Genomic DNA, 20,816 nt, shown 5'->3' on the forward strand with positions numbered 1-20,816 from the left:
CTATCGATAAAAAACATCACTTGTGCACTTGGCAGCACATCCTAAACGAATGAAACAAATAACCTTATTTTTAGCATTATTGCTCATCACATTTTATTCATGTAAAAGTTATAAACCGCAGATAATCTCGTCCCAGCAAGTCTTCAAGGAAGGACAGGTCAATTTCAACCAATGCCATGCTTCGACCATACAATCTATCGGCAAAGACAGCCTCTTGGTTTGCTGGTTTGGCGGCTCACATGAATCCAATCCCGATGTAGTGATATGGGGTTCGCATTATACAAACGGAAAATGGCAAACACCAGTACAAATCGCAGATGGGATTCTTGCAGACAAGCGTTATCCGACTTGGAACCCTGTACTTTATCAACACCCAAAGAACGACACCCTATATTTATTCTATAAAATTGGTCCTAATCCACGTGAATGGAAAGGCTATGTCAAATATTCCCTCGATAAAGGTCAGCATTGGTCTGTAGCACAGGCATTACCTCATGGCATTTTGGGCCCAATCAAAAATAAACCCTTTACATTGTCTAATGGTGGCATATTATCTCCTTCCAGTACCGAATCAAAAGACGAAATCTGGAAAGCACATATCGAAATCAGTCGCGACCGGGGGAAAACCTGGACTATTCATCCAATTCAGCCCGATACAACTATTCAAATCATTCAACCCAGTATTGTTCAACATGCGGATGGTCGATTACAGGTACTTTGCCGCAGTAAAGAAAATAAAGTAATGACAGCGTTTTCTTCCGATCAAGGAAACACCTGGGGACCTTGGCAGGCAACCAATCTTCTCAACCCCAATTCAGCTACCGACGCCATTCGATTAAAAAATGGATTATTTATGATCGTATACAATCCGGAAATCGCCGGAAATGACTGGTGGGAAGGGCGCACAAAACTCCGTGTCGCTATCTCCAAAGATGGCCTACAATGGAAAGATGCACTTATACTCGAAAACGGCATCAAGGGGGACGAGTATTCTTACCCCACAATTATACAAGATAACAGTGGTTTGATACATATCACGTATACTTGGAACAGAAAAAGTATCAAACATCTCGTCCTTAAATAAATAAAGGGATCTATGAATAATAGATCCCTTTATTTATTAATAAGCTGTATTTAATAATCCTTCTTTAGCTCCATCTCCCCTTTCAATCGAATGTCATCAGACGATGCGCCAACCAGCAATTTAAATTTCCCTTTTTCTGTTTTCCATGCATGAACTGCATTCCACAGTTTAAGATCTTCTTTGCCCAACCGGAAAGCGTACGTTTCTTTATTTCCTGCTTCAATCGTTTTACGCTCAAACTGCTTCAGTTGCATAATTGGCGTTACTACCGAACTGACTTCATCGACAACGTATAACTGTGCCACTTCATCGCCGGCCACTTTGCCCTTATTTTCGACATCAAAGGAAACTGTACACACAAAATCATCTTCGCTTTCGGTCAGTCCGATCTGTAGGTTGCTATAGTCAAATTTACTGTAACTTAATCCATAACCAAAAGCGTACAAAGGTTTAGCAGACATCTCCACATAATCGTGATGTTTTGGTTTTGTATGATTGTAATGTACAGGAAGCTGCCCCACGGAGCGCGGCACAGAAATTGGTAGCCGGCCGGCTGGATTATAATCACCAAACAGGACCTCGGCAACGGCCAGTCCACCCTCTTGTCCGGGATACCAGGCATTCACGATCGCAGGAATATGCTCCGCAGCCCAATTCAGATTAAGCGGCCTTCCCATAATGGTCACCAGGACCACCGGTTTTCCTGTTGCCTGGATCGCTTTCATCAGTTTTAATTGATCGCCCATCATGTCCAACGAAACGCGATCAAATCCTTCACCACTTTCCATATCGCTGACAGTATTGGGATCTACATTTGCAGCTCCGGTTGCTTGGTAGGAAGTTTTAAAATCCCGTGCACTCGAACCTCCGAGAATCAAAACCACCGCATCGGCCTGCTGTGCTGCTGCCACCGCAGCCGCAATATCAGATTTCGTCGTGTCACGGATAGCGCAACCTTTGACATAATCAACTTGTGTGCCTTTACCTACTGCTGCGCGAATACCTGTCAATACCGTCTGCACTTTACCATCGACCTGAGGGGCAGTGTAATCACCCAATTGATTATAGCCATTGTCTGCATTTGGTCCGACCACAGCAATCCGTTTCAGCGATTTACTTAATGGTAGGGTATTTTGTTGGTTCTTCAGTAAGATAATGGATTCCCGTGCAACTTGTCGTGCAACAGATCTATTTGCTGCTGTACCAACTTTTTGCGCGGCAAGCTTCTCATCCACATAAGGATGGTCAAATAGGCCAAGGTTAAACTTCGTGCGTAGCACACGCGCTACCGCCGTATCCAATACTGCAGGTTCGACCAAGCCTTGTCGCACCGCTTGCAACAGATTCGGGCCATATCCTGATCCGCTCAAGTCCACATCCAATCCGGCATGGATACTTTGTGAAGCGGCTTCTGCTGCTGTTGCAGCTGTGGCATGCCCACCGTTGAGACCAGAAATACTTAATAGATCTGACACCACAAATCCCGTAAAACCCCAGTCTTTACGTAGGATATCTTTCAACAGCCAAGGATTTGCGGAGCAAGGAATACCGTCAATACTATTATAAGCCGTCATGACAGAGCCCGCACCGGATTTAACGGCACGCTCGAATGGCGGTAGAAAATACTGTCTTAAGCTCCGTTCACCAACCGATACTGACTCACCATTATGCCCACCATCGGGTGCAGCATAAGCGACAAAGTGTTTCAATGTACCAATGATTTTATCCTGTTGTCCAATCTTCCCGCCCTGAAAACCACGGATCATAGCACTTCCCATCTGTCCAATGAGGTAAGGGTCTTCACCATAGGTTTCCTCGGTCCTGGACCAGCGGGGATCCCTCGCCAGATCAAGAACGGGACCATACCCGTTTTTTCCACCTACGGCATAGGTTTCCTGTGCAATTGTCGATGCCATACGCTGAATTAGAACCGGATTCCAGGTGCTCGCCTGCCCTATTGCCGTCGGGAATACCGTGGCACCAATGGCCATATGTCCATGCGGAGCCTCTTCAGACAGCAACAATGGAATACCCAAGCGGGTACTATCCAACATATACCGTTGGATGGCATTCGTCGCCCTTGCAGCTCCCGTAGGAGTAAGACCATTGAGTAAGGTTTTTTGTGTCCAGGGATCAGCACGTAATGTGGCCCATAACAAGCCGATATGCTGTTCCTTGACCGCCTTCCGCAGCTTATCGCTAACACCAACATGTTTCCCCTGCTTCTCATACATTTCCCAACCGAGCAGTTTACTCAGCTGCCCAACCTTCTCCTCGACAGTCATTCGTCCCAAAAGATCACTGACGCGCTGTTCGGTAGCGAGGTGGCTATTTTTATAGGGCAATTGTTGTGCATGCAGTTGTGAATAAAGCAATGTTGATAGCGTAGTCAGAAGTAGTATTCGGAGTTTCATGTAGTTTAATTTATCAGAGTTATGCAACCGGTTTCCAAAAGACTAAAATAACGATTTAAAGAGAATAATCAAGATAATTTTTCTGTTATAGAAATTTCAGTAATAGCGCCAATAAAACTAATCAGATGCCAGCATTTATGCATTAATTAATAATGATTTTCAATATGATATTCAATATTATGGTGAATATGGCCAATAAATTAGTAGCATACGTGTATAAATTACGAGGCCATTTCTGATATAGGAATTCTGTAATACATTAAAAAGGTTATTAACTGCCCTTATACCAATCCATTGCATGTAAAAAAGATCGTCTATATCCCTAAATAAAAAAAGACGGCAAGCCGTCTCTCCATTCATGTGTTATAGGAATGCTACTAATTTTTTTCTGTTTTACTTTTTCCTTTAAAATGGTATTCCATTGGTATATAATCAACCACGGGATTGTTATTTCTATAGGTTAAGACCAAATAATCCTCGTCCACAAGAATACCATAGCTTTCGTACTGATCGCTATCAGCAAACTTAATGCTCTTTTTCTCTTTGTCATAGGTAAAAGAACGTTCAGACTTTCCATCTAAAATAGACTGTTCAAAGGTATCTTGATCGAATCCACAAAGCTCTTTTCCGATTTGCAGCTTTAATTTTTGAAAATTACTGCCGAAAGAAAAAGAATAATTATTATCCTTTTCACAGTCCGCGGGTTTATAATGATACAGCTCATCTTTAGTATCACTGTTAGCGACTGTGGGAATCCAATCATAAGCTTCCAATTGTTTTTTCACATCGTCTGGCGCTATTTTTTCTGGATCAATACTATCCTTGCTGCAGCTACCAAACAAAATCAAAGCAAAAATTCCAAACAATAATTTATTCATGCCAGTTCGCATTTAGTTATAATTTCATAACGCCTCAACATGCTGGAATGCTACAGCGCATAAATATTTTTTAACCAAATAGATAAAAGAATCGAATTGTTCTCTGGTACCATCAGTAAACATCCTACAAAAATATCGTACAATAAGCCCCTATTTTTGTTAATAACCATGTTAAGTATCTAAGTATTAAAAGACATTTTGTTGAAAACCCGTCCAACATCGGGCGGGCGAAGCTCCATTTTTTCAAAATACCACACAATCGCTTCGCACAAAAAAAATGTTAACAACACTGTTAATTTACTGTATATCAGAGTAAATTTTGTTAATAACATTTTCACTGTATCCTGTTTTTCAAAAACAAAAAAGAATCTATTTAAAAAAATCATGCTGGTGGTTAAGGGTAAAACAAAAGTTAGCTGTCATAAAAATAAAGCTTAATCAATATGAAACTAACATCAATCTTAATAATTGCGATGGCGACCCAGGCTACGCATGCACTTGCCCAGGTACAAGATTCGACGAAGACAAACCAACGGATGGTGACCGAAACCGTCAAAGGCACCATCCTGGACAAAAATACAAGATTACCACTTGTTGGCGCCACCATTGTATTGTCAACCAATGGCAACACAAAATCTGTTAGTACAGATCAACAGGGGGTATTTAGGCTGCTACAAGTTCCTGTTGGACGTCAAGTATTACGGGTACGTATGGCAGGCTATAGACAGGAAGAACTGTCTGAACTGCTCATCACCTCTGGCCGTGAGAATATCCTTAACATTGAAATGGAACCACAGGCAAACACCTTAAACGAAGCTGTGGTATATGCCAACACCGGAAAGCAGCCTTTAAATCAAATGGCGATGACCAGTGGGCGCTCCTTTTCTCCAGAGGAAACCAATCGTTATGCTGGAGCTTTCTTTGACCCGGCCAGAATGGCCCAAAGTTTTCCCGGAGTTGTTGCCGGTGGTGACGACAACGAAATTATCGTGCGCGGAAATTCGCCTAAAAGTTTACAGTGGCGATTGGAAGGGATCGAGATTGTAAACCCCAACCACTTTGGGGCCGAAGGTGCCGCCGGAGGAGGGATAAGTATGCTTAATACAATGGTTTTGGGTAAATCTGATTTTTATACAGGTGGACTCGCCGCGGAATACAATAATGCGATCTCCGGTGTTTTCGATCTTAGGTTTAGAAAGGGAAATACGGATAAACGTGAATATACGTTCAATGTCGGGGTGTTGGGCGTAGGCGCCACGTTAGAAGGACCTTTCAAAAAAGGAAGTGATGCATCCTATTTAATCAGCTACCGTTACTCCTCGTTGAGTCTATTGGAAAAAGTAGGTGTAAAAGTCTCGGACACAGGTATTCCAAAATACCAGGACCTCTCCTTTAATTTTGTTTTTCCGACCAAGAAAGCCGGAACATTTTCTTTATTTGGGATCGGCGGACTGGGAACAATCAAAGAAACTGCCAAACGCGATTTCCAGAAATGGGAAGAACGGACAGATGCCCAGGACATGAACCTGGGATTCAATGCCGGAAGTATAGGGCTAAAACATCAGTATATCGCCAACGATAGATTGTATTTCACTAACATTATTTCAGCATCGGTCAGCCACAATTCCAATAAAACAGATACCCTGACACGGGAATACGTAGCGAGCTTATATCACAAAGATAAATTTACAAATACAGCAATCCGTTATGCCGGTAGCCTGAACTATAGAGCAAACAGTAAAAACACCATCCGCGCGGGAATCAATGCCAGTCTGCTTCGCTATGACCTCTACGCCTTAACCTACGATACCGAACTTGCCGCATTAAAAGAACGGATCAATGAAAACGGCAATACCAGTACCTATGACGCTTTTGCACAGCTCAAAACTGAACTGTCCGATCGCCTGACACTAAATACGGGAGTACATGCCAACTATTTTGCCTTAAGTAAAAGCTGGACTGCAGAACCCAGACTGGGCTTAAATTGGAAAGTTGCACCGGATCAGACCATATCCTTTGGTACAGGGCTCTACAACCGTCTGGAACCACTCAGCTACTATTTTGCCAAAAACGGAACCGATCAAAACACAACAGACAATACAGCACTATCTCCTACCAAATCCGCGCAGGCTGTTATAGGCTATGAAAAAAATCTAACTCGCACGCTTAGATTCAAAACCGAAGTCTATTACCAACATTTATACAATGTTCCTGTATCTTCAGATCCAGCCATGAACTTCTCCCTGCTCAACGTATCGGATATCTCGGCAATCGGGACATCGACCTATCGTCAGCTGGTCAATAAAGGTACCGGTAGAAACTATGGTATTGAATTAACAGTTGAAAAATCACTCAGCAAAGGCTATTATTTTATGGCCACCACTTCGGTATTTGATTCCAAATTCAAAGCACTCAATGGCAAAGAATACAATACAACATTCAACACACGCTATGTCGGTAATCTGTTATTGGGAAAAGAATGGACAGTAGGAAAGAATAAAAATAACCTATTTGGTATGAATGCCAAACTGATCTATGCTGGCGGGAGAAAATACTCGCCGGTACTGGAAGATGAATCTTTGCGTTTAGATGAGGAAATCATCGATCAAAGCCGGATTAACACCTTAACCGCCGATCCTTATATCCGACTTGACTTTTCATCCAGCTACCGCATCAACCGCAAGAAAGTAAGCCATCTCATCATCCTGGATATTCAAAATATCCTCAATAGAGAGAATACGGTCGGTATGCATTACAATTTCAGCAAACGTATTATCGAGCCGCAAAAATGGACCGGGATCATCCCAACCATCAACTATAGAATAGAATTCTAAACACATCCTCAATAGTCTAGCGACATAAATAGCATGTTTCCAAAAATAATTTTGGGAACATGCTATTTAAGTAGTGGAGTATAGCTATTTATTTATGATAGTTTTTTGATAGTCATCATAAAAGATATTAGGTTGAAATAATCTTCATGATTAAACATCTGTAAGCCGCGACAGGTTACCTTTAATTTAGGGGAGTTAATTCATATCCTCACCATAAACCAGACTTATTTTCAGTAAAAAAAACCATCATTTTTTACGAAAACGATTGCGAAGAAATACCACAATCCATGGTAATGAATGCTGTAAATTCACTGTACAGAAAATTCATGTTTTCATCCAATTAAATCTAACAAAGCCTATGATCAAGATCCAAAACGCATTACCTGCGAAAAATCGCTGGATGCACGCGGCAATCCCATTATCCTGCCTATTGGTTATATCCAATCTGGCAGCATCCCACGCGGCCCCCTTGACGCTTAAATTTTCCCATAGTAAGCTTTCCTTCGTCTTGCAACAGAATCCCATCCGTGGTAAAGTTGTGGATAGTGAGGGCAAAGGTATCGCAAATGTGACCGTTCAGGTCAAAGGAACCAATCAAGCCATATCAACGGGTGCAACCGGTTCATTTGAACTCAACGTCCAACAGCAGGACGTTACGTTGGTAATTACAAGTATTGGTTACAAAACCACCGAAAGCCTGGCACATGCCGGCACACCCTTGACCATCACCTTGGATAAAGAATCCAAGGGACTCGAAGAGGTTGTTGTCGTCGGTTTTGGCACGCAGAAAAAAGAGAATGTAACAGGTTCAGTCTCTTCAGTACAAATGTCCGAAGTCTTGGAAAGCAGACCCGTTACCTCCTTATCTGCTGGTTTAGCAGGCCAAGCACCCGGTTTGTATGTCAATCAAGGTTCAGGTCGACCGGGTAGTGATGGCGGAACCCTTCGCGTACGTGGCCAAGGCACATTAAACAATGCAAATCCACTTGTCGTGATTGACGGTGTGATTGGTGATATGAACCTGATCAATCCGCAGGATGTCGAAAGTATTTCGGTCTTGAAAGATGCCGCTTCAGCATCTATTTATGGTTCGCGTGCAGCCAATGGGGTCATCCTCATCACCACAAAAAAAGGTAAGTCAGAACAGTTTAAAGTTATCTACAATAATTATTTCTCCAGTCAGAAACCATCCAATACCATCAAGATGGTTTCCAATTACGCCAATTATATGGAGCTGATCAATGAAGGCTACAAAAATGGCGATCCAAATGCGAAACCTACATTTTCGCAGGAAAAAATAGATCTTTGGCGACAAAATTCTGGTCAGGATCCATTGAAGTACCCCAATTCGGACTGGGTATCCGATCTCTTCCAGAACAAGATCAGCCAGAATCATAATCTGTCCTTTACAGGTGGCAGTGAAAAAATCAAATTCTTTGGTTCTTATGGACTACTGAACAATCCCGGCGTTATTGAGCAGGCAACCTACAAACGTCATACCGGTCGCATCAACCTCGAAGCGGACGTAAAGCCTTGGCTTACACTCGGAGCGAACATCAATGGCATTGTGTCAAAGACCGATATTGGCACCAATATTATCGACGATGTATTCACCTATGCAGCGGCGAGTACTCCCGGTATGGTATTAAGAGCTCCAGATGGGCGATTTGGCTCACCCAGTAATACTGAAGAGAACCCACAGTCCAACAATGTGCTTCATCGTCTCTATGGGCAAAAAGGGAACATCAATAAAAACCGCTTTGTGTCCCGCTTTTACGGAAAACTAAAACCCATTGAAGGTCTTTCCATTGAAGGATCATATACCTATACCTATGATGATGATTTTATCTATTCACAACCCGTATTCAACGATCGCTGGGACTTTTTGACTAATTCTGTTGCCATTGCTGGAACAGGACGTAGCTCGGTGACCAACGAATCCATTAAATCATATCGTTATTACATGGACGGAGTTGCCAAATACAAAAACAAGCTATTTGAGAAACTAAACTATGAGGTGATGGTGGGAGCCAGTCAGGAATATTTTAAAGATGGCTGGTTTGCGGCCTCCAAACTGGATCTGGTGGACCCCTCACTTACCGTGTTAAACGCGGCGACAATGGATGCTTCGGCCACGGGTAACATCACAGATTGGGCCATGCGCTCCTTCTTTGGGCGGCTCAATCTCTCCTGGGATGATAAATACCTATTGGAAGCCAACCTCCGTACCGACGGATCCTCCCGCTTTATGAGTGGAAAAAGCAGATGGGGTACCTTTCCTTCGGCATCCTTCGGATGGAAAATCTCTTCCGAAGATTTCTATGATGTCAAATGGATGCCCAGTCTTAAATTCCGTGCCTCCTATGGTGCATTGGGCAACAATGGTACTTCAGATGTATCCTTCCGCAGAGATGATCAGCTCACCGGGGCAGATAAGATCAACAATTACGAATATCTGACACTTTATAATCCGTCCAATTACATTCTGAACAATCAGCTTTATGTTGGATTTGCCCAAACGGTGCTGAGCAACTCCCTATTGACCTGGGAAAATACGTATATCCTCAATGCGGGGCTGGATTTTGACCTCTTCAACTACAAGTTAAATGGTTCAATTGATGTTTTCAACAAAGTGACAGACAATATTCTGATCAACCTCCCAGCACCTTTGGTGGTCGGAAATGCCACCATACCACGTACCAATGCAGCTAAGGTTCGCAATAATGGTATCGAGCTTAACCTCAACTACCGCGACAAGATTGGCGATGATTTCAAATTTAATATTGGTGGTAACTTTACCTTCATCGACAATAAAGTGGTCAAATTTAAGGGCAATGACAAATCTATTTCAGGATCAAACCTTTTACAGGAGGGCTATGCCATCAACACACAGTATATTCTGTTGACCGATCGCATCTTACAGACCGATGCCGATATGCAGCTTGTCCAACAAATGATCGACAACGCCCCCATTGATCCAAATACCAACCAAAAAGTAAACCCTTTTGCGTCCTATGGCACGCCAAAGAAAGGCGATTTACTGTATAGGGATACCAATGGTGATGGAATCATTAACGACAATGACCGGGTACCTGTCGGACATGGTACAGCACCAAGAATCACTTATGGGTTTAATATGGGTTTTGATTATAAAGGTTTTGATTTTTCGGTGTTCCTGCAAGGCAATGCTGGTAATAAAGCCGTATGGATCGATGGTTATTATACACCAACTGTACGTTGGGGTTATCAAATCAATCAGGAGATCGCGGATGGCCGATGGACAGAGGGGGCAACCGACGCCAAATACCCTAGACTCTTGCCATATACAGATACAAGAAACATTAAAAACAGTGATTTTTGGTTACAGAATAAAGCTTTTATTCGCGTAAAAAATATTCAGCTCGGCTACACCATTCCGAATGAGATTACCAAACGGATACAGGTGCAGAATTTACGTGTTTTTGGATCGCTGGAAAATTTCTGGACGATTACCAACTATAAAGGATTCGACCCTGAGGTGAGTGGCACCAATTACCCCACAATGAAACAGGCTGTCTTCGGTCTTAGTTTAACATTTTAAGCTGTCAAATATCATGAAAAAGATTTCACTACTCATAGCTGGATGCATTGCATTATCATCTTGTTATAAGCTCGATACAACACCTTACAGTCAGGTCAGTGCCGATACATTCTGGCAAAATGAAGACCAGGCACTTGCTGGCATATTAGGCTGTTATAATGATCTCAAGAAGGAAGCGACCTTCGGTTTACAATTTTCTTACGACGGACTTAGCGATATTGGGCTGGGTTATGACCCTCCGGGCCTCGGCGAAGTTATCAGTGGTACCTTTACCGACCGTTCATCCATCGTTGTGGATAGATGGCAGGCCGGCTATGATCTGATCCAGCGCTGTAACCACGCCATCGCACATATCCAGCCGATGACCATCGATAAAGCCAAGCAGGAAGGGTTTATTGCGGAAGCAAAATTTCTACGGGCACTGATGTACTTTCAATTGACAAACCTTTATGGAGCTTTGCCGATATACGACGAGACAGTTGACCTCAACAAAGATTTTAGTTCCCTCAAAAACAGCCGTTCTTCCGTTGAAGATGTCAAAAAATTCATTCTTGCGGACCTCAACTACGCTGTCGATAAATTACCGGTAACATATGACGCAAAGCACTATGGCCGAATCACAAAGGGTGCAGCCTATGCCCTCAGAGGCAAAGTAGCCCTGTACAATAAAGACTGGACTTCGGCAATCCGGGATTTTGAAGAAATTGTCTATAACAAAACCAATAACTACGCTTATAGTCTAAGCGCCAATTATGCCTCATTATTTACGATGGAAGGTGATCAGGCTCCGGAGATGATCTTTGCCATACAGAACTTGGGTGGAACAGGATTTCCTTACGGTATGCCTATGGCCTTCTATATGGGAACAAGATCAACTTTTGGCAGTGACTGGAACAATTGTATGCCAAGCACTCGGCTTGCCGACCGGTATGAAAACCGCGATGGCAGTCCTTTCAACTGGAACGATAATTTCCCCAACTATAATACTGATAATGCCGTCAAAAAAAAGGCAATGGAATCCACCCAATCAGGTGGTGTACTGACAAAAGTACCCGACACAGCCAAGTTGCGCCAAATTTATGCCAACCGCGACCCACGGATGAATCAGACCCTTATTGTCCCTTACTCCCACTATCTGGGCTGGAACGCCAACAAAGAAAGGGATATGCAATTTATTATCGCGACTGGAGTAAATGAAAATTTTGGACAGATCCGTAACAATCGCGGCTGGTACACTTACCTGTGGCGCAAATTCGTACCTGAAGGTAATCTCAAGGGCGCTATTACAGACCGTGCCCATACGCCAATCAACTTCCCGATCCTTCGTTTGGCGGATGTGTTACTGATGCTCTCCGAAGCCTATAACGAAACCAATCAGCTCGACAAGGCAATTACGGAACTGAATAAAGTACGTACACGTTCAAAAATGCCGGCCCTAAATAGCGGCAGTTCCTTCTTGGTCGTCAACAATAAAGCGGAAATGAGCAAACGTATCCAACATGAACGTGCGGTAGAACTCGCGGGTGAGGGTTGGCGTTACTTTGACCTCAAACGTTGGAATCTCCTGGAAGAGGTCTCAAAAGATTATATTGAAAAAGGTATTACCGGCGATAATCTCGTTACCAGAGGATATCAAACCCGACATAAACTTTGGCCCGTACCGGGACAAGAAATAGAAATGAATGCCGCACTTTTGCCTCAAAATCAAGATTGGTAAACATGAGAATATATCTAATCTTATTCTTCTTTCTCAGTAGTCTCTCCTTTCAGGGGCTACTGGGGAAAGAACTAAAATTACTTGCAGGTACTTTTAAACAGGAAGATCTTAAGCGCTACCTGAGCCGCGACAAGTCCTGGGTTCCCTATCCAAGTTATTCCGATCGTAAGGCATGGGATCAGTTGATAGCCCCCTTCCGTGAGGAGGTTATTGCGAAAGGCGACAAAGCACTCGACTATCAATGGCAGGTGGTCAAGGCAACAGATTACTTGGAATATGAACGCTCAGGCAACCGCGGCATGATGGAAAAGCCGATGAACGAAAACTGTACCGCGCTCACAAACCTGCTCTTAGCTGAATTAGCAGAAGGGAAAGGACGTTATATCGATCAGATTCTAAACGGTACCTGGCACATGACCGAGATGGCTACCTGGTCCTTATCGGCCCACCTGCCGGCTTTCCAGTCAAGCAAGAGATCCTTACCACAGGAGCGGACGCATGTCATTGACCTGATGGCTGGGGATGTAGGATCCTTACTCTCGTGGATACACTATTTCTTTCGGGACACCTTCAATACCATCAATCCGGAAATTAGTCTACGCTTAAAACAACACATCCAGCAACGGATTATACAGCCTTATCTGGACCGCAATGATATGTGGTGGCAGGGCTTTGAACTCAAAGGAAACCAATTGGTCAACAACTGGAATCCCTGGTGCAATTTTAATGTGCTCACCTGCCTGCTATTGGTAGAAGATAATCCGGATATTCAACTGGCTGGCATCTATAAAACAATGACTTCGGTCGATCGCTTTATCGATTACATCAAAAAAGATGGTGCCTGTGAAGAAGGCCCATCTTATTGGGGCCATGCGGCCGGTAAACTATACGATTATCTCAAGATACTTGCCCTTGCAACGCAAAACAAAGTTAGCATCTTCGATAATCCACTTATCCGCAATATGGGTGAATACATCGCACAATCGTATATCGGCGGTGACAGATGGGTGGTCAATTTTGCGGATGCTTCAGCCAAAGGCGGTGGAGATCCACTACTCATCTATCGTTATGGGCAAGATGTACACAGTACCGAAATGATGCAATTTGCGCGATATATAATAGATCTTGGCGGTAAAGGTGCGGACTTCAAACCCTCACGTGACATCTTCCGTGCCTTTGAAGACCTACGCTGTTTTCCGCAGCTTCAACACACACAGGCAGCTCTCCCCCAAAATGCGTACAAGTGGTATCTGGAAACGCAGTTTCTCTATCTTAAAAAAGGAGTCTTTTTCTTTGCCGCCAAAGGTGGCTTCAACAACGAGAGCCACAACCATAATGATGTAGGTAGTTTTATTCTGTATCAAGATCAGCAGCCCCTTTTTATTGATGCGGGCGTGGGAACCTACACGAAAAAAACATTTAGCGACGACCGTTATAGTATCTGGACCATGCAGGGTGCCTACCACAACCTTCCGCTGATCAATGGTGCTGATCAAGCTTTCGGGAAAGAATACAAAGCCGAAAATGTGGTATTCTTACCTGAACAGAATAAGTTCCAACTCGATATCGGTAAGGCCTATCCAAAGACAGCCAATATTGAACATTGGAACAGAAGCTACAGCCTCGTTGCCGATGGGCTGACCATACAGGATGAGTTCAAGATCAAAAATCCGACCCAACCCAATATTGCTCATTTTTTAGTTTCAAAAGAACCTGAGATTAACGGAGGATTGATCACGATGGGTGACGGTCTCGCCGCGTTGCGTTTTAACCCCGCACAGTTTGTTGCGTCCTACGAGGCCATCCCACAGGATGACACGCGTCTGAGTCAGGTATGGGGAGAGCGGCTTTACCGCATCACCCTCAAGGCCAAAAGCATCAAATCGACCGGAAAATATAGTTTTATCATTAAAAAAGCCAAATGAAAAGAAGAAATTGGATTCAAGCCGTAACATTGACTACTGCAGGAGCGTTATTGAACAGCCCGCTGCTGGGTAACAGTAGATCCAGTGGCTCAGCGGAGCAAGCTCCTATGGATGACCGCGCGTATTGGGTATCCATCTTAACGAAAATGGCCATTCCCATCCTCTCCCGTATCAGTAAGGAGCGCTTTCGTGCAGAGATGCCTATTGTTAAGAGTGCGACTTATGACTATGTAGATCCCAGTGTAGGGTATTTGGAAGCATTTGGCCGATTATTGGCCGGTATGGCTCCATGGTTGGCCCTGCCAGACGATAAAACCGCAGAAGGAATTTTGCGCGCTCAATTTAAACAACAGGCCTTGCTGGGCATACAGCATGGTGTCAATCCTGCCTCGGCAGATTATTTCTCCTGGCGTAGCAAGTCCAAACAGCCTCTGGTCGATGCAGCACATTTAGCACAAGCATTTATGCGCGCTCCAAAAGCGTTATGGGATCCGCTGCCACAGGCGACAAAGCAACAGGTCATTACTGAATTTAAATATTTGCGTTGGGTTAAACCCAATGAGAGCAACTGGCTCCTGTTTGCCGCAATGACCGAAACTTTTCTCTACAGTATCGGCGAAGACTGTGCTCGCGAGAAAATAGACTATGCGGTAAACAAATTTGATCAGGAATGGTATGTCGGTGACGGATGGTATAGCGACGGTGCACGATTTAGTTTTGATCATTACAATGGTTATGTCATCCACTGCATGCAGGTAGAGACCTTAAAAAATAATCTCAGTGCTGACGCGAAGTATCAGCCGATGTATGACCGCGCCTACAAACGTATGCAGCGCTATGCACATCATCTGGAACGCATGATTTCACCCGAGGGCACTTATCCTGTGGTTGGGCGGAGTGCAACCTATAGAAATGCGGCCTTTCAACCGCTCGCGGCAGTCGCACTTGATGAAAAACTTCCTGCGGATCTTTCCAATGGGCAGGTACGCGCAGCATTGACAGCAGTCCTCAAGCACATTTACGCCGATCGCATTTTTCATGAGGATGGCTGGATGGCCTTGGGATTTCTCAATGCCAATCAGGGAAATATCGCGGATAGCTATACCAACTCCGGTTCGCTGTATACCGCAGCCCTTTCTTTTTTGACTTTAGGGCTGCCACCAACCCATGCTTTTTGGTCTGACGCGGCCGAACAATGGACTTCGCAAAAAGCTTTTGCAGGTTTACCCTTTCCAAAAGATTATTATGTAACTTACTAAGAATATACGCTGTTATGAAACTATCGAAAGTAGCATGAGCCGAGTGAACCGAAGGCAGCGTGGAACGAGTGAACCAAACGAAGAGAGCTCATGAATACCCTAATCATAAAATAATAGATGAACAAATAATTTATGCAGATGAAAAAAAGAAAAACCAGTTTAAAAACCATCTTACTTATCGCTTCGGGGCTTTTTGCGCTCAGTTTTATTGACCAAAAGCCAAATTTTATTGACGCTAGCTTCAAAGCTGCGGAGAAACAATATCAATTTTTGGCCAAAGAAGCAGACAAAGACCATACGTTCCCCCGTACGCTGACTCCTTCCGGACAATTGCGGGGAACCGACGAATGGGATTGGACAGGCGGTTTTTTCCCAGGTTCACTATGGTATATCTACAACCATACACACAATAAAGAAACGGAGAAAGAAGCGATAAAATGGACCGAAGCACTCGAAAAAGCGAAGGACCTGGATCAACATCACGATATTGGTTTTGTCATGTATTGTTCCTATGGCACGGCAATTAAATACCTCAAGGATCAGAAAAAAATTGCCGATTATAAAGCCATCCTTGTCCATTCGGCTAATACCGCATTAAAGCGCTTTAACCCACAGGTCGGTGTCATCAAATCATGGAATGAGAAAAAGTCATGGGATGGCAAAACACTTTGGAAATATCCGGTCATCATTGACAATATGATGAACCTGGAAATGCTGTGTTACGTTTCGGATCTGACAGGTGATCCTAAATATAAAGATGTGGCCATCAGTCATGCAACACAAACCATGAAAAACCATTTTCGCACAGACTATAGCACTTACCATGTTGTAGACTATGATGCTAGTGGAAAAGCAATCCATCAACAGACAAATCAGGGCTATGCCGATAATTCAACCTGGGCACGTGGACAGGCATGGGCTATCTACGGATTTACCATGATGTATCGGGAAACAAAAAAACCAGAGTTTCTCAAAACAGCACAGGCAGCAGCTAAATTTTACATGACCCACAAAAATCTTCCCAAAGATAAAATCCCTTACTGGGATTTCAATGCTGGACAACAGGGGTATAAATCAGATGCGGATTTTTCAACGTTAAAGCTTAATTACGTGCCTCGTGATGCCTCAGCAGCAGCCATTGTTGCTTCGGCACTCGTTGAACTATCGACCTTAACTTCTGGAGCAGAAAGTAAATCCTATTTAGTTTTTGCCAAGGAAAGTCTACAGACACTATCAGGAGCAGGTTATTTTGCCAAATACGCAAGCAACGGAGGTTTCTTGCTCAAACATAGTGTCGGCAGTCTGCCACATCACTCTGAAATTGATGTCCCTTTGACCTATGCAGATTATTATTATCTCGAAGGTCTAACTCGATTGGAACAACTCAAAAAACAATAAAAACAGGCTCTATCAAAAGCTGATTTTTGGCAAGCAACGCCAATTAATATTTTGAAACCTCAGTTTCACGAATGAATAAGGTCCAAGTTCTGTGGAGAACTTGGACCTTACTTTTTAATATTCACGGCAATTCGAAAGAATTAAATCTTTATTTATTACCCGTCTGGATTGTTTCTGATGAGGTACTACCCGCGTACTCAGCCTGCGGCAGCTTGATCTCAACAGTCTGATTTACTTTTGCACGTTTATTGACGAGATGAATACGTACGGCTTTTCCCTGTTGCAGTGGATCTGCCACATCCAGCTTGAAGACGCTATTTCCCTTTGTGATTTGCAGAATAACCGGCTTATCCACCTGAATAGACCAAGCTCCAATTTGATAGGTACCAGACTCATAAAACACGGCCTGAATAGCGGCCAGCCCCTGATGTTCTACGGCTTGAACAGCAGGTGTATTGTGCCAGATTTTCAGCTGCTGCATAGCGTGCTTATCCATTCTTTCTACCCCCGGCACAACAATATAGGCATAACTTCCATTGACCGGGCCTCTTGCGTGTTCAAACCATAGTTTGAATACCTTTCCATGGACAGCATCTTTTGATCGGGAACGATTGATGCGGTACCAAGAGCCCGATTGTTCTTTTGCCGTCAGAGCGATTTTCATCGCTTCTGGAAAGTAATAGCCGACCTGATTGTGCATGACATATTCACCTTGTTTGACATTTCGAACCAGTGAATCGGTTGACATCTTCTCTTTTCCATTCCAAACGACAGGGCCATTCAACCAAGTTTGATTCAGTGTTGTTACGACCGGTTCCGCAGCACTACAGTTAATTCCGCTGCCCAGACAAACAATCTCCTTATCAAAAAAGAACCATGCTTTTTGTGCAGCCAGTCCATCGTATTGAACAGACATGGCCGATGCGCCGATTGTACCATTGCTGACCCCACCAGAGAAACTATTGGCAGCCAATACACCCCACTGTTCTTTCAGTTCCTGATCACCCTGATAATCTCGGGTTGTTGTCCCCGGAATTTTGTCCCATTCCCATACTGGCATGATATTATAGTATTCTGGACCAAATACCTGAATATTGGTTACACCATCTGTCATATTTTTACCAAGCATATTTTCACCGTTTCCTGACTCCGATTTGTTGGTTCGCTTGCTTGCCACACGCAGGTTGAAATGAAACTGTTTTCTGAGGTGTGTTGTGTAGTCTCCTTTCCAATAATGTCGATGGAGGGATTGATCTTCTGCATTAAAAGCCTGTATACTATCTAATTTTGCCAATCCTTTCTTCCAGATCTCATTTTTAGCTGGATCAATCAATTGCATCTGCTGCAATATGGCGACTTCCTGATCTTTGCGCAATATATCTGGTCGTGATATCCCGCGCCCATGCACATTAAAATCAATATAACGTGAGCGTATGATCGGCAGGTAGGTTTCCAAAAGAAATTTTTCGAAGAGGGCCAATTTCTCCTTATTAACCGCATAAGGTGTCTCGCGGACATAGGCCATTACCTTAGAAATCCCCTTTAAAAACTCTTCACCATAGCCTGCAATATACAATTGTGGTCCATGTTGTAAGTAAGAGAAATCATATTGTAAGCCCTCTTTCCCATCCACCAACTGGATGGGAAAAAGCAGTTGTTCCATAGCAGCAGCCAGTAGACCGGTATCTTCGAGGATTAGTGCACGATAGAAATAATGCATGGCAATATCACTTTTGTTCGCGCCCGTTTTCTTATAGGGATCCCCTCTCTCCATCAACTTGACCAGTGCTGTTTCCACTGTAGCTGGGATTTTCTCCTGACCGAATTTCATCAGGATTAGACAGACACCTATTGCTTTAGGAGAAGCGATTTCATTGTGCCACCAGTTCGTTGATTCAAATCGGTTATTTGCCCAGTACTGTGCTGCCCGTACAATCTTGTCATAAAGCGACTTTTGCTGATAAGATTTACTCTTAGGAGATACATAAGCTACGATCAAAGCTCTCAAGCGATCCAAGTGTTCTCCTGGAGGCCAGAGTGAAATTGATTTACTCGTGTAATCTATATCAGACCAAGTACCAGCTTCAGTCAATTGATTGCTCCAGATTGTGGTTTTATCACCGTGAGCAGCCGAACTTTGCAATTCGTCCTCGTACACATGTTTTTTGATGCGATCAAATGTTTGCTTGTCCTGTGCCCTTGTCATGACCAGTCCAAATGATAATAAAAATATAAGTATAGCTTTCATTCTTTTTCCAATTATAATCCGATTAAGGGTATTTCTTTTCTGCTGCCCGTCCAATGACATCCATTCGATGTTTCATCATTTGGTTCTCATCGTTATCCAAAACTCCACTCAACCATTTGGGAGCAGCCATCTTTTTTTCCCACTCAGCCAATTTATCCAACATTTTATTCACGTTATCGGGATATTTTTCGGCAAGATTATGTTGTTCTTTCAGATCGTTTTTCAAGTTAAATAACAATATCGGATCATCCTTGACGACAATCAGTTTCCATTCGGCATGACGGACCGCTTTAGCGACTCCCCGTCGCCAAAACAAGTAGTCGTGTCCATTTTTCGCCGTCTTATAGGCCGACAGGAGGCTCAGTCCATCGATCTGTTGTCCGGGAATATTTTTCCCCTGTATGGCATCTATACTGGTTGGCAAAATGTCCATACCCGACACCATCGCATCGACTACTTTTCCCTGCGGTAGTCGTGCCGGCCATTGTATAATCATGGGCACGCGTATACCGCCTTCCCATTTCGACCCTTTTAAACCGCGTAGCTGTCCATTATCCGCGCCATTATTTGTGGCCGCACCATTATCATTCATAAAGATAATCAGGGTATTTTCATAAAGTCCATCGCTTTTCAGCTGGTCTATCAAACGGCCAATATTGCTGTCCATATTCTCCAGCATTGCCAAATAAGCGCGGCGCAAAGGATCTGCAACATGACTATATTTACTATTCTGCGTCAGTGGAGCTTCCACAGGAGTATGTATAGCATTAAAAGCCAAATACATAAAAAAAGATTGCTGGCGATAACGATGAACATAGGAGATTGCCTTGTCGGTCAATGTTTCTGTCAGATAGCGAATAGAATCTTCGGGGACAATACGACTATCATCGACCAGCATCTGCGTAGGTTTTACCTTTCCAGGGATTGGAAAATAAGAACGATCGCCGCCAATAAAACCATAGAAATGATCAAAGCCACGCTTAAGTGGATGAAATTGGGGACCGTCCCCCTGATGCCACTTGCCGATACCTACGGTTTTATACCCATTGTATTTCATAAAATCAGCTATCGTTGCCACCGATGTATCCATCCCAATATCTTCTGGTGTCGTTCCTGCCGTCGGCCGTTTGGAAATATTGTGTTCGAACCCAAAGCGTTGTTGGTACCGCCCCGTCAGCAGACCGGCACGTGAGGGTGCGCAAACCGATGCAGATGCATAAGCACACTGAAAAAGAATCCCATGTTTAGACAGCTCATCGATATGCGGTGTATGCACCTCCTTACCACCATAGCAACCAAAATCATCATAACCGCCATCGTCGCTCAGGATCACAATGACATTCGGTCGCTGTTGTGCAAAAACAGGAATCTCGATTAGAGAGAGTACACTCAACACCGCAAGTATACGATAGCACATTTTTCGGTAGTTCATCGCATTAGATTTATCCCTAAATGTAACTTTAAATGTATTGGATTTTT

Annotated in this window: 11 protein-coding genes; 7 read left to right on the forward strand and 4 right to left on the reverse strand. The window is 43.6% G+C overall.

Annotated features, from left to right (window positions below):
- Positions 1–49: 49 nt before the first annotated feature.
- Positions 50–1,084, forward strand: a complete 1,035-nt coding sequence (locus HMAT_RS22185; RefSeq protein ID WP_104385025.1) for an exo-alpha-sialidase — start codon at positions 50–52, stop codon at positions 1,082–1,084.
- Between the two features lie 50 nt (positions 1,085–1,134).
- Here HMAT_RS22185 and HMAT_RS22190 read toward each other — a convergent pair whose 3' ends face one another.
- Positions 1,135–3,498: a glycoside hydrolase family 3 N-terminal domain-containing protein gene (locus HMAT_RS22190; RefSeq protein ID WP_104385026.1), complete on the reverse strand. Its 2,364-nt coding sequence runs from the start codon at positions 3,496–3,498 to the stop codon at positions 1,135–1,137.
- A 377-nt stretch (positions 3,499–3,875) separates the two neighbouring features.
- The gene (locus tag HMAT_RS22195; protein WP_104385027.1) at positions 3,876–4,376 is read right to left on the reverse strand and encodes a hypothetical protein; all 501 of its coding nucleotides are present in this window, start codon (positions 4,374–4,376) and stop codon (positions 3,876–3,878) included.
- Positions 4,377–4,819: 443 nt separating this feature from the next.
- Here HMAT_RS22195 and HMAT_RS22205 point away from each other — a divergent pair, with 443 nt between their 5' ends.
- The 6 genes from HMAT_RS22205 to HMAT_RS22230 all read left to right on the forward strand — a co-directional run bounded on the left by HMAT_RS22205 (position 4,820) and on the right by HMAT_RS22230 (position 17,089).
- Positions 4,820–7,210, forward strand: coding sequence for a TonB-dependent receptor (locus tag HMAT_RS22205; protein ID WP_233789522.1), 2,391 nt, complete (start codon positions 4,820–4,822; stop codon positions 7,208–7,210).
- Between the two features lie 358 nt (positions 7,211–7,568).
- Positions 7,569–10,790 (forward strand): TonB-dependent receptor, encoded by a 3,222-nt coding sequence (locus HMAT_RS22210; RefSeq protein ID WP_104385030.1) that lies wholly within the window; start codon positions 7,569–7,571, stop codon positions 10,788–10,790.
- A 13-nt stretch (positions 10,791–10,803) separates the two neighbouring features.
- On the forward strand, positions 10,804–12,507 hold the full coding sequence (locus HMAT_RS22215) for a RagB/SusD family nutrient uptake outer membrane protein (protein WP_104385031.1): 1,704 nt from the start codon (positions 10,804–10,806) through the stop codon (positions 12,505–12,507).
- Between the two features lie 2 nt (positions 12,508–12,509).
- Positions 12,510–14,432, forward strand: a complete 1,923-nt coding sequence (locus tag HMAT_RS22220) for a heparinase II/III family protein (RefSeq protein WP_104385032.1) — start codon at positions 12,510–12,512, stop codon at positions 14,430–14,432.
- Complete coding sequence (locus tag HMAT_RS22225) at positions 14,429–15,691, forward strand: DUF2264 domain-containing protein (protein ID WP_104385033.1); 1,263 nt, start codon at positions 14,429–14,431, stop codon at positions 15,689–15,691. The genes HMAT_RS22220 and HMAT_RS22225 overlap by 4 nt, the downstream gene beginning before the upstream one ends.
- 138 nt (positions 15,692–15,829) lie before the next feature.
- Entirely contained in the window at positions 15,830–17,089 is a 1,260-nt protein-coding gene (locus tag HMAT_RS22230) for a glycoside hydrolase family 88 protein (protein ID WP_104385034.1), read from the forward strand.
- Between the two features lie 148 nt (positions 17,090–17,237).
- Here the strand turns inward: HMAT_RS22230 and HMAT_RS22235 are convergent, their stop codons facing one another.
- Together HMAT_RS22235 and HMAT_RS22240 are read right to left on the reverse strand one after the other, a co-directional pair.
- Positions 17,238–19,337 (reverse strand): polysaccharide lyase 8 family protein, encoded by a 2,100-nt coding sequence (locus HMAT_RS22235; protein WP_158656054.1) that lies wholly within the window; start codon positions 19,335–19,337, stop codon positions 17,238–17,240.
- A 22-nt stretch (positions 19,338–19,359) separates the two neighbouring features.
- Entirely contained in the window at positions 19,360–20,769 is a 1,410-nt protein-coding gene (locus tag HMAT_RS22240; protein WP_233789525.1) for a sulfatase-like hydrolase/transferase, read from the reverse strand.
- Positions 20,770–20,816: the final 47 nt, after the last annotated feature.

The sequence above is a fragment of the Sphingobacterium sp. HMA12 genome, from assembly GCF_002933815.1.
GTDB lineage: Bacteria > Bacteroidota > Bacteroidia > Sphingobacteriales > Sphingobacteriaceae > Sphingobacterium.

Coding starts and splice junctions, on each gene's coding strand:
- HMAT_RS22185 (WP_104385025.1), top strand. CDS start 50: ATGAAACAAATAACCTTATTTTTAGCATTATTGCTCATCACATTTTAT.
- HMAT_RS22190 (WP_104385026.1), bottom strand. CDS start 3,498: ATGAAACTCCGAATACTACTTCTGACTACGCTATCAACATTGCTTTAT.
- HMAT_RS22195 (WP_104385027.1), bottom strand. CDS start 4,376: ATGAATAAATTATTGTTTGGAATTTTTGCTTTGATTTTGTTTGGTAGC.
- HMAT_RS22205 (WP_233789522.1), top strand. CDS start 4,820: ATGAAACTAACATCAATCTTAATAATTGCGATGGCGACCCAGGCTACG.
- HMAT_RS22210 (WP_104385030.1), top strand. CDS start 7,569: ATGATCAAGATCCAAAACGCATTACCTGCGAAAAATCGCTGGATGCAC.
- HMAT_RS22215 (WP_104385031.1), top strand. CDS start 10,804: ATGAAAAAGATTTCACTACTCATAGCTGGATGCATTGCATTATCATCT.
- HMAT_RS22220 (WP_104385032.1), top strand. CDS start 12,510: ATGAGAATATATCTAATCTTATTCTTCTTTCTCAGTAGTCTCTCCTTT.
- HMAT_RS22225 (WP_104385033.1), top strand. CDS start 14,429: ATGAAAAGAAGAAATTGGATTCAAGCCGTAACATTGACTACTGCAGGA.
- HMAT_RS22230 (WP_104385034.1), top strand. CDS start 15,830: ATGAAAAAAAGAAAAACCAGTTTAAAAACCATCTTACTTATCGCTTCG.
- HMAT_RS22235 (WP_158656054.1), bottom strand. CDS start 19,337: ATGAAAGCTATACTTATATTTTTATTATCATTTGGACTGGTCATGACA.
- HMAT_RS22240 (WP_233789525.1), bottom strand. CDS start 20,769: ATGAACTACCGAAAAATGTGCTATCGTATACTTGCGGTGTTGAGTGTA.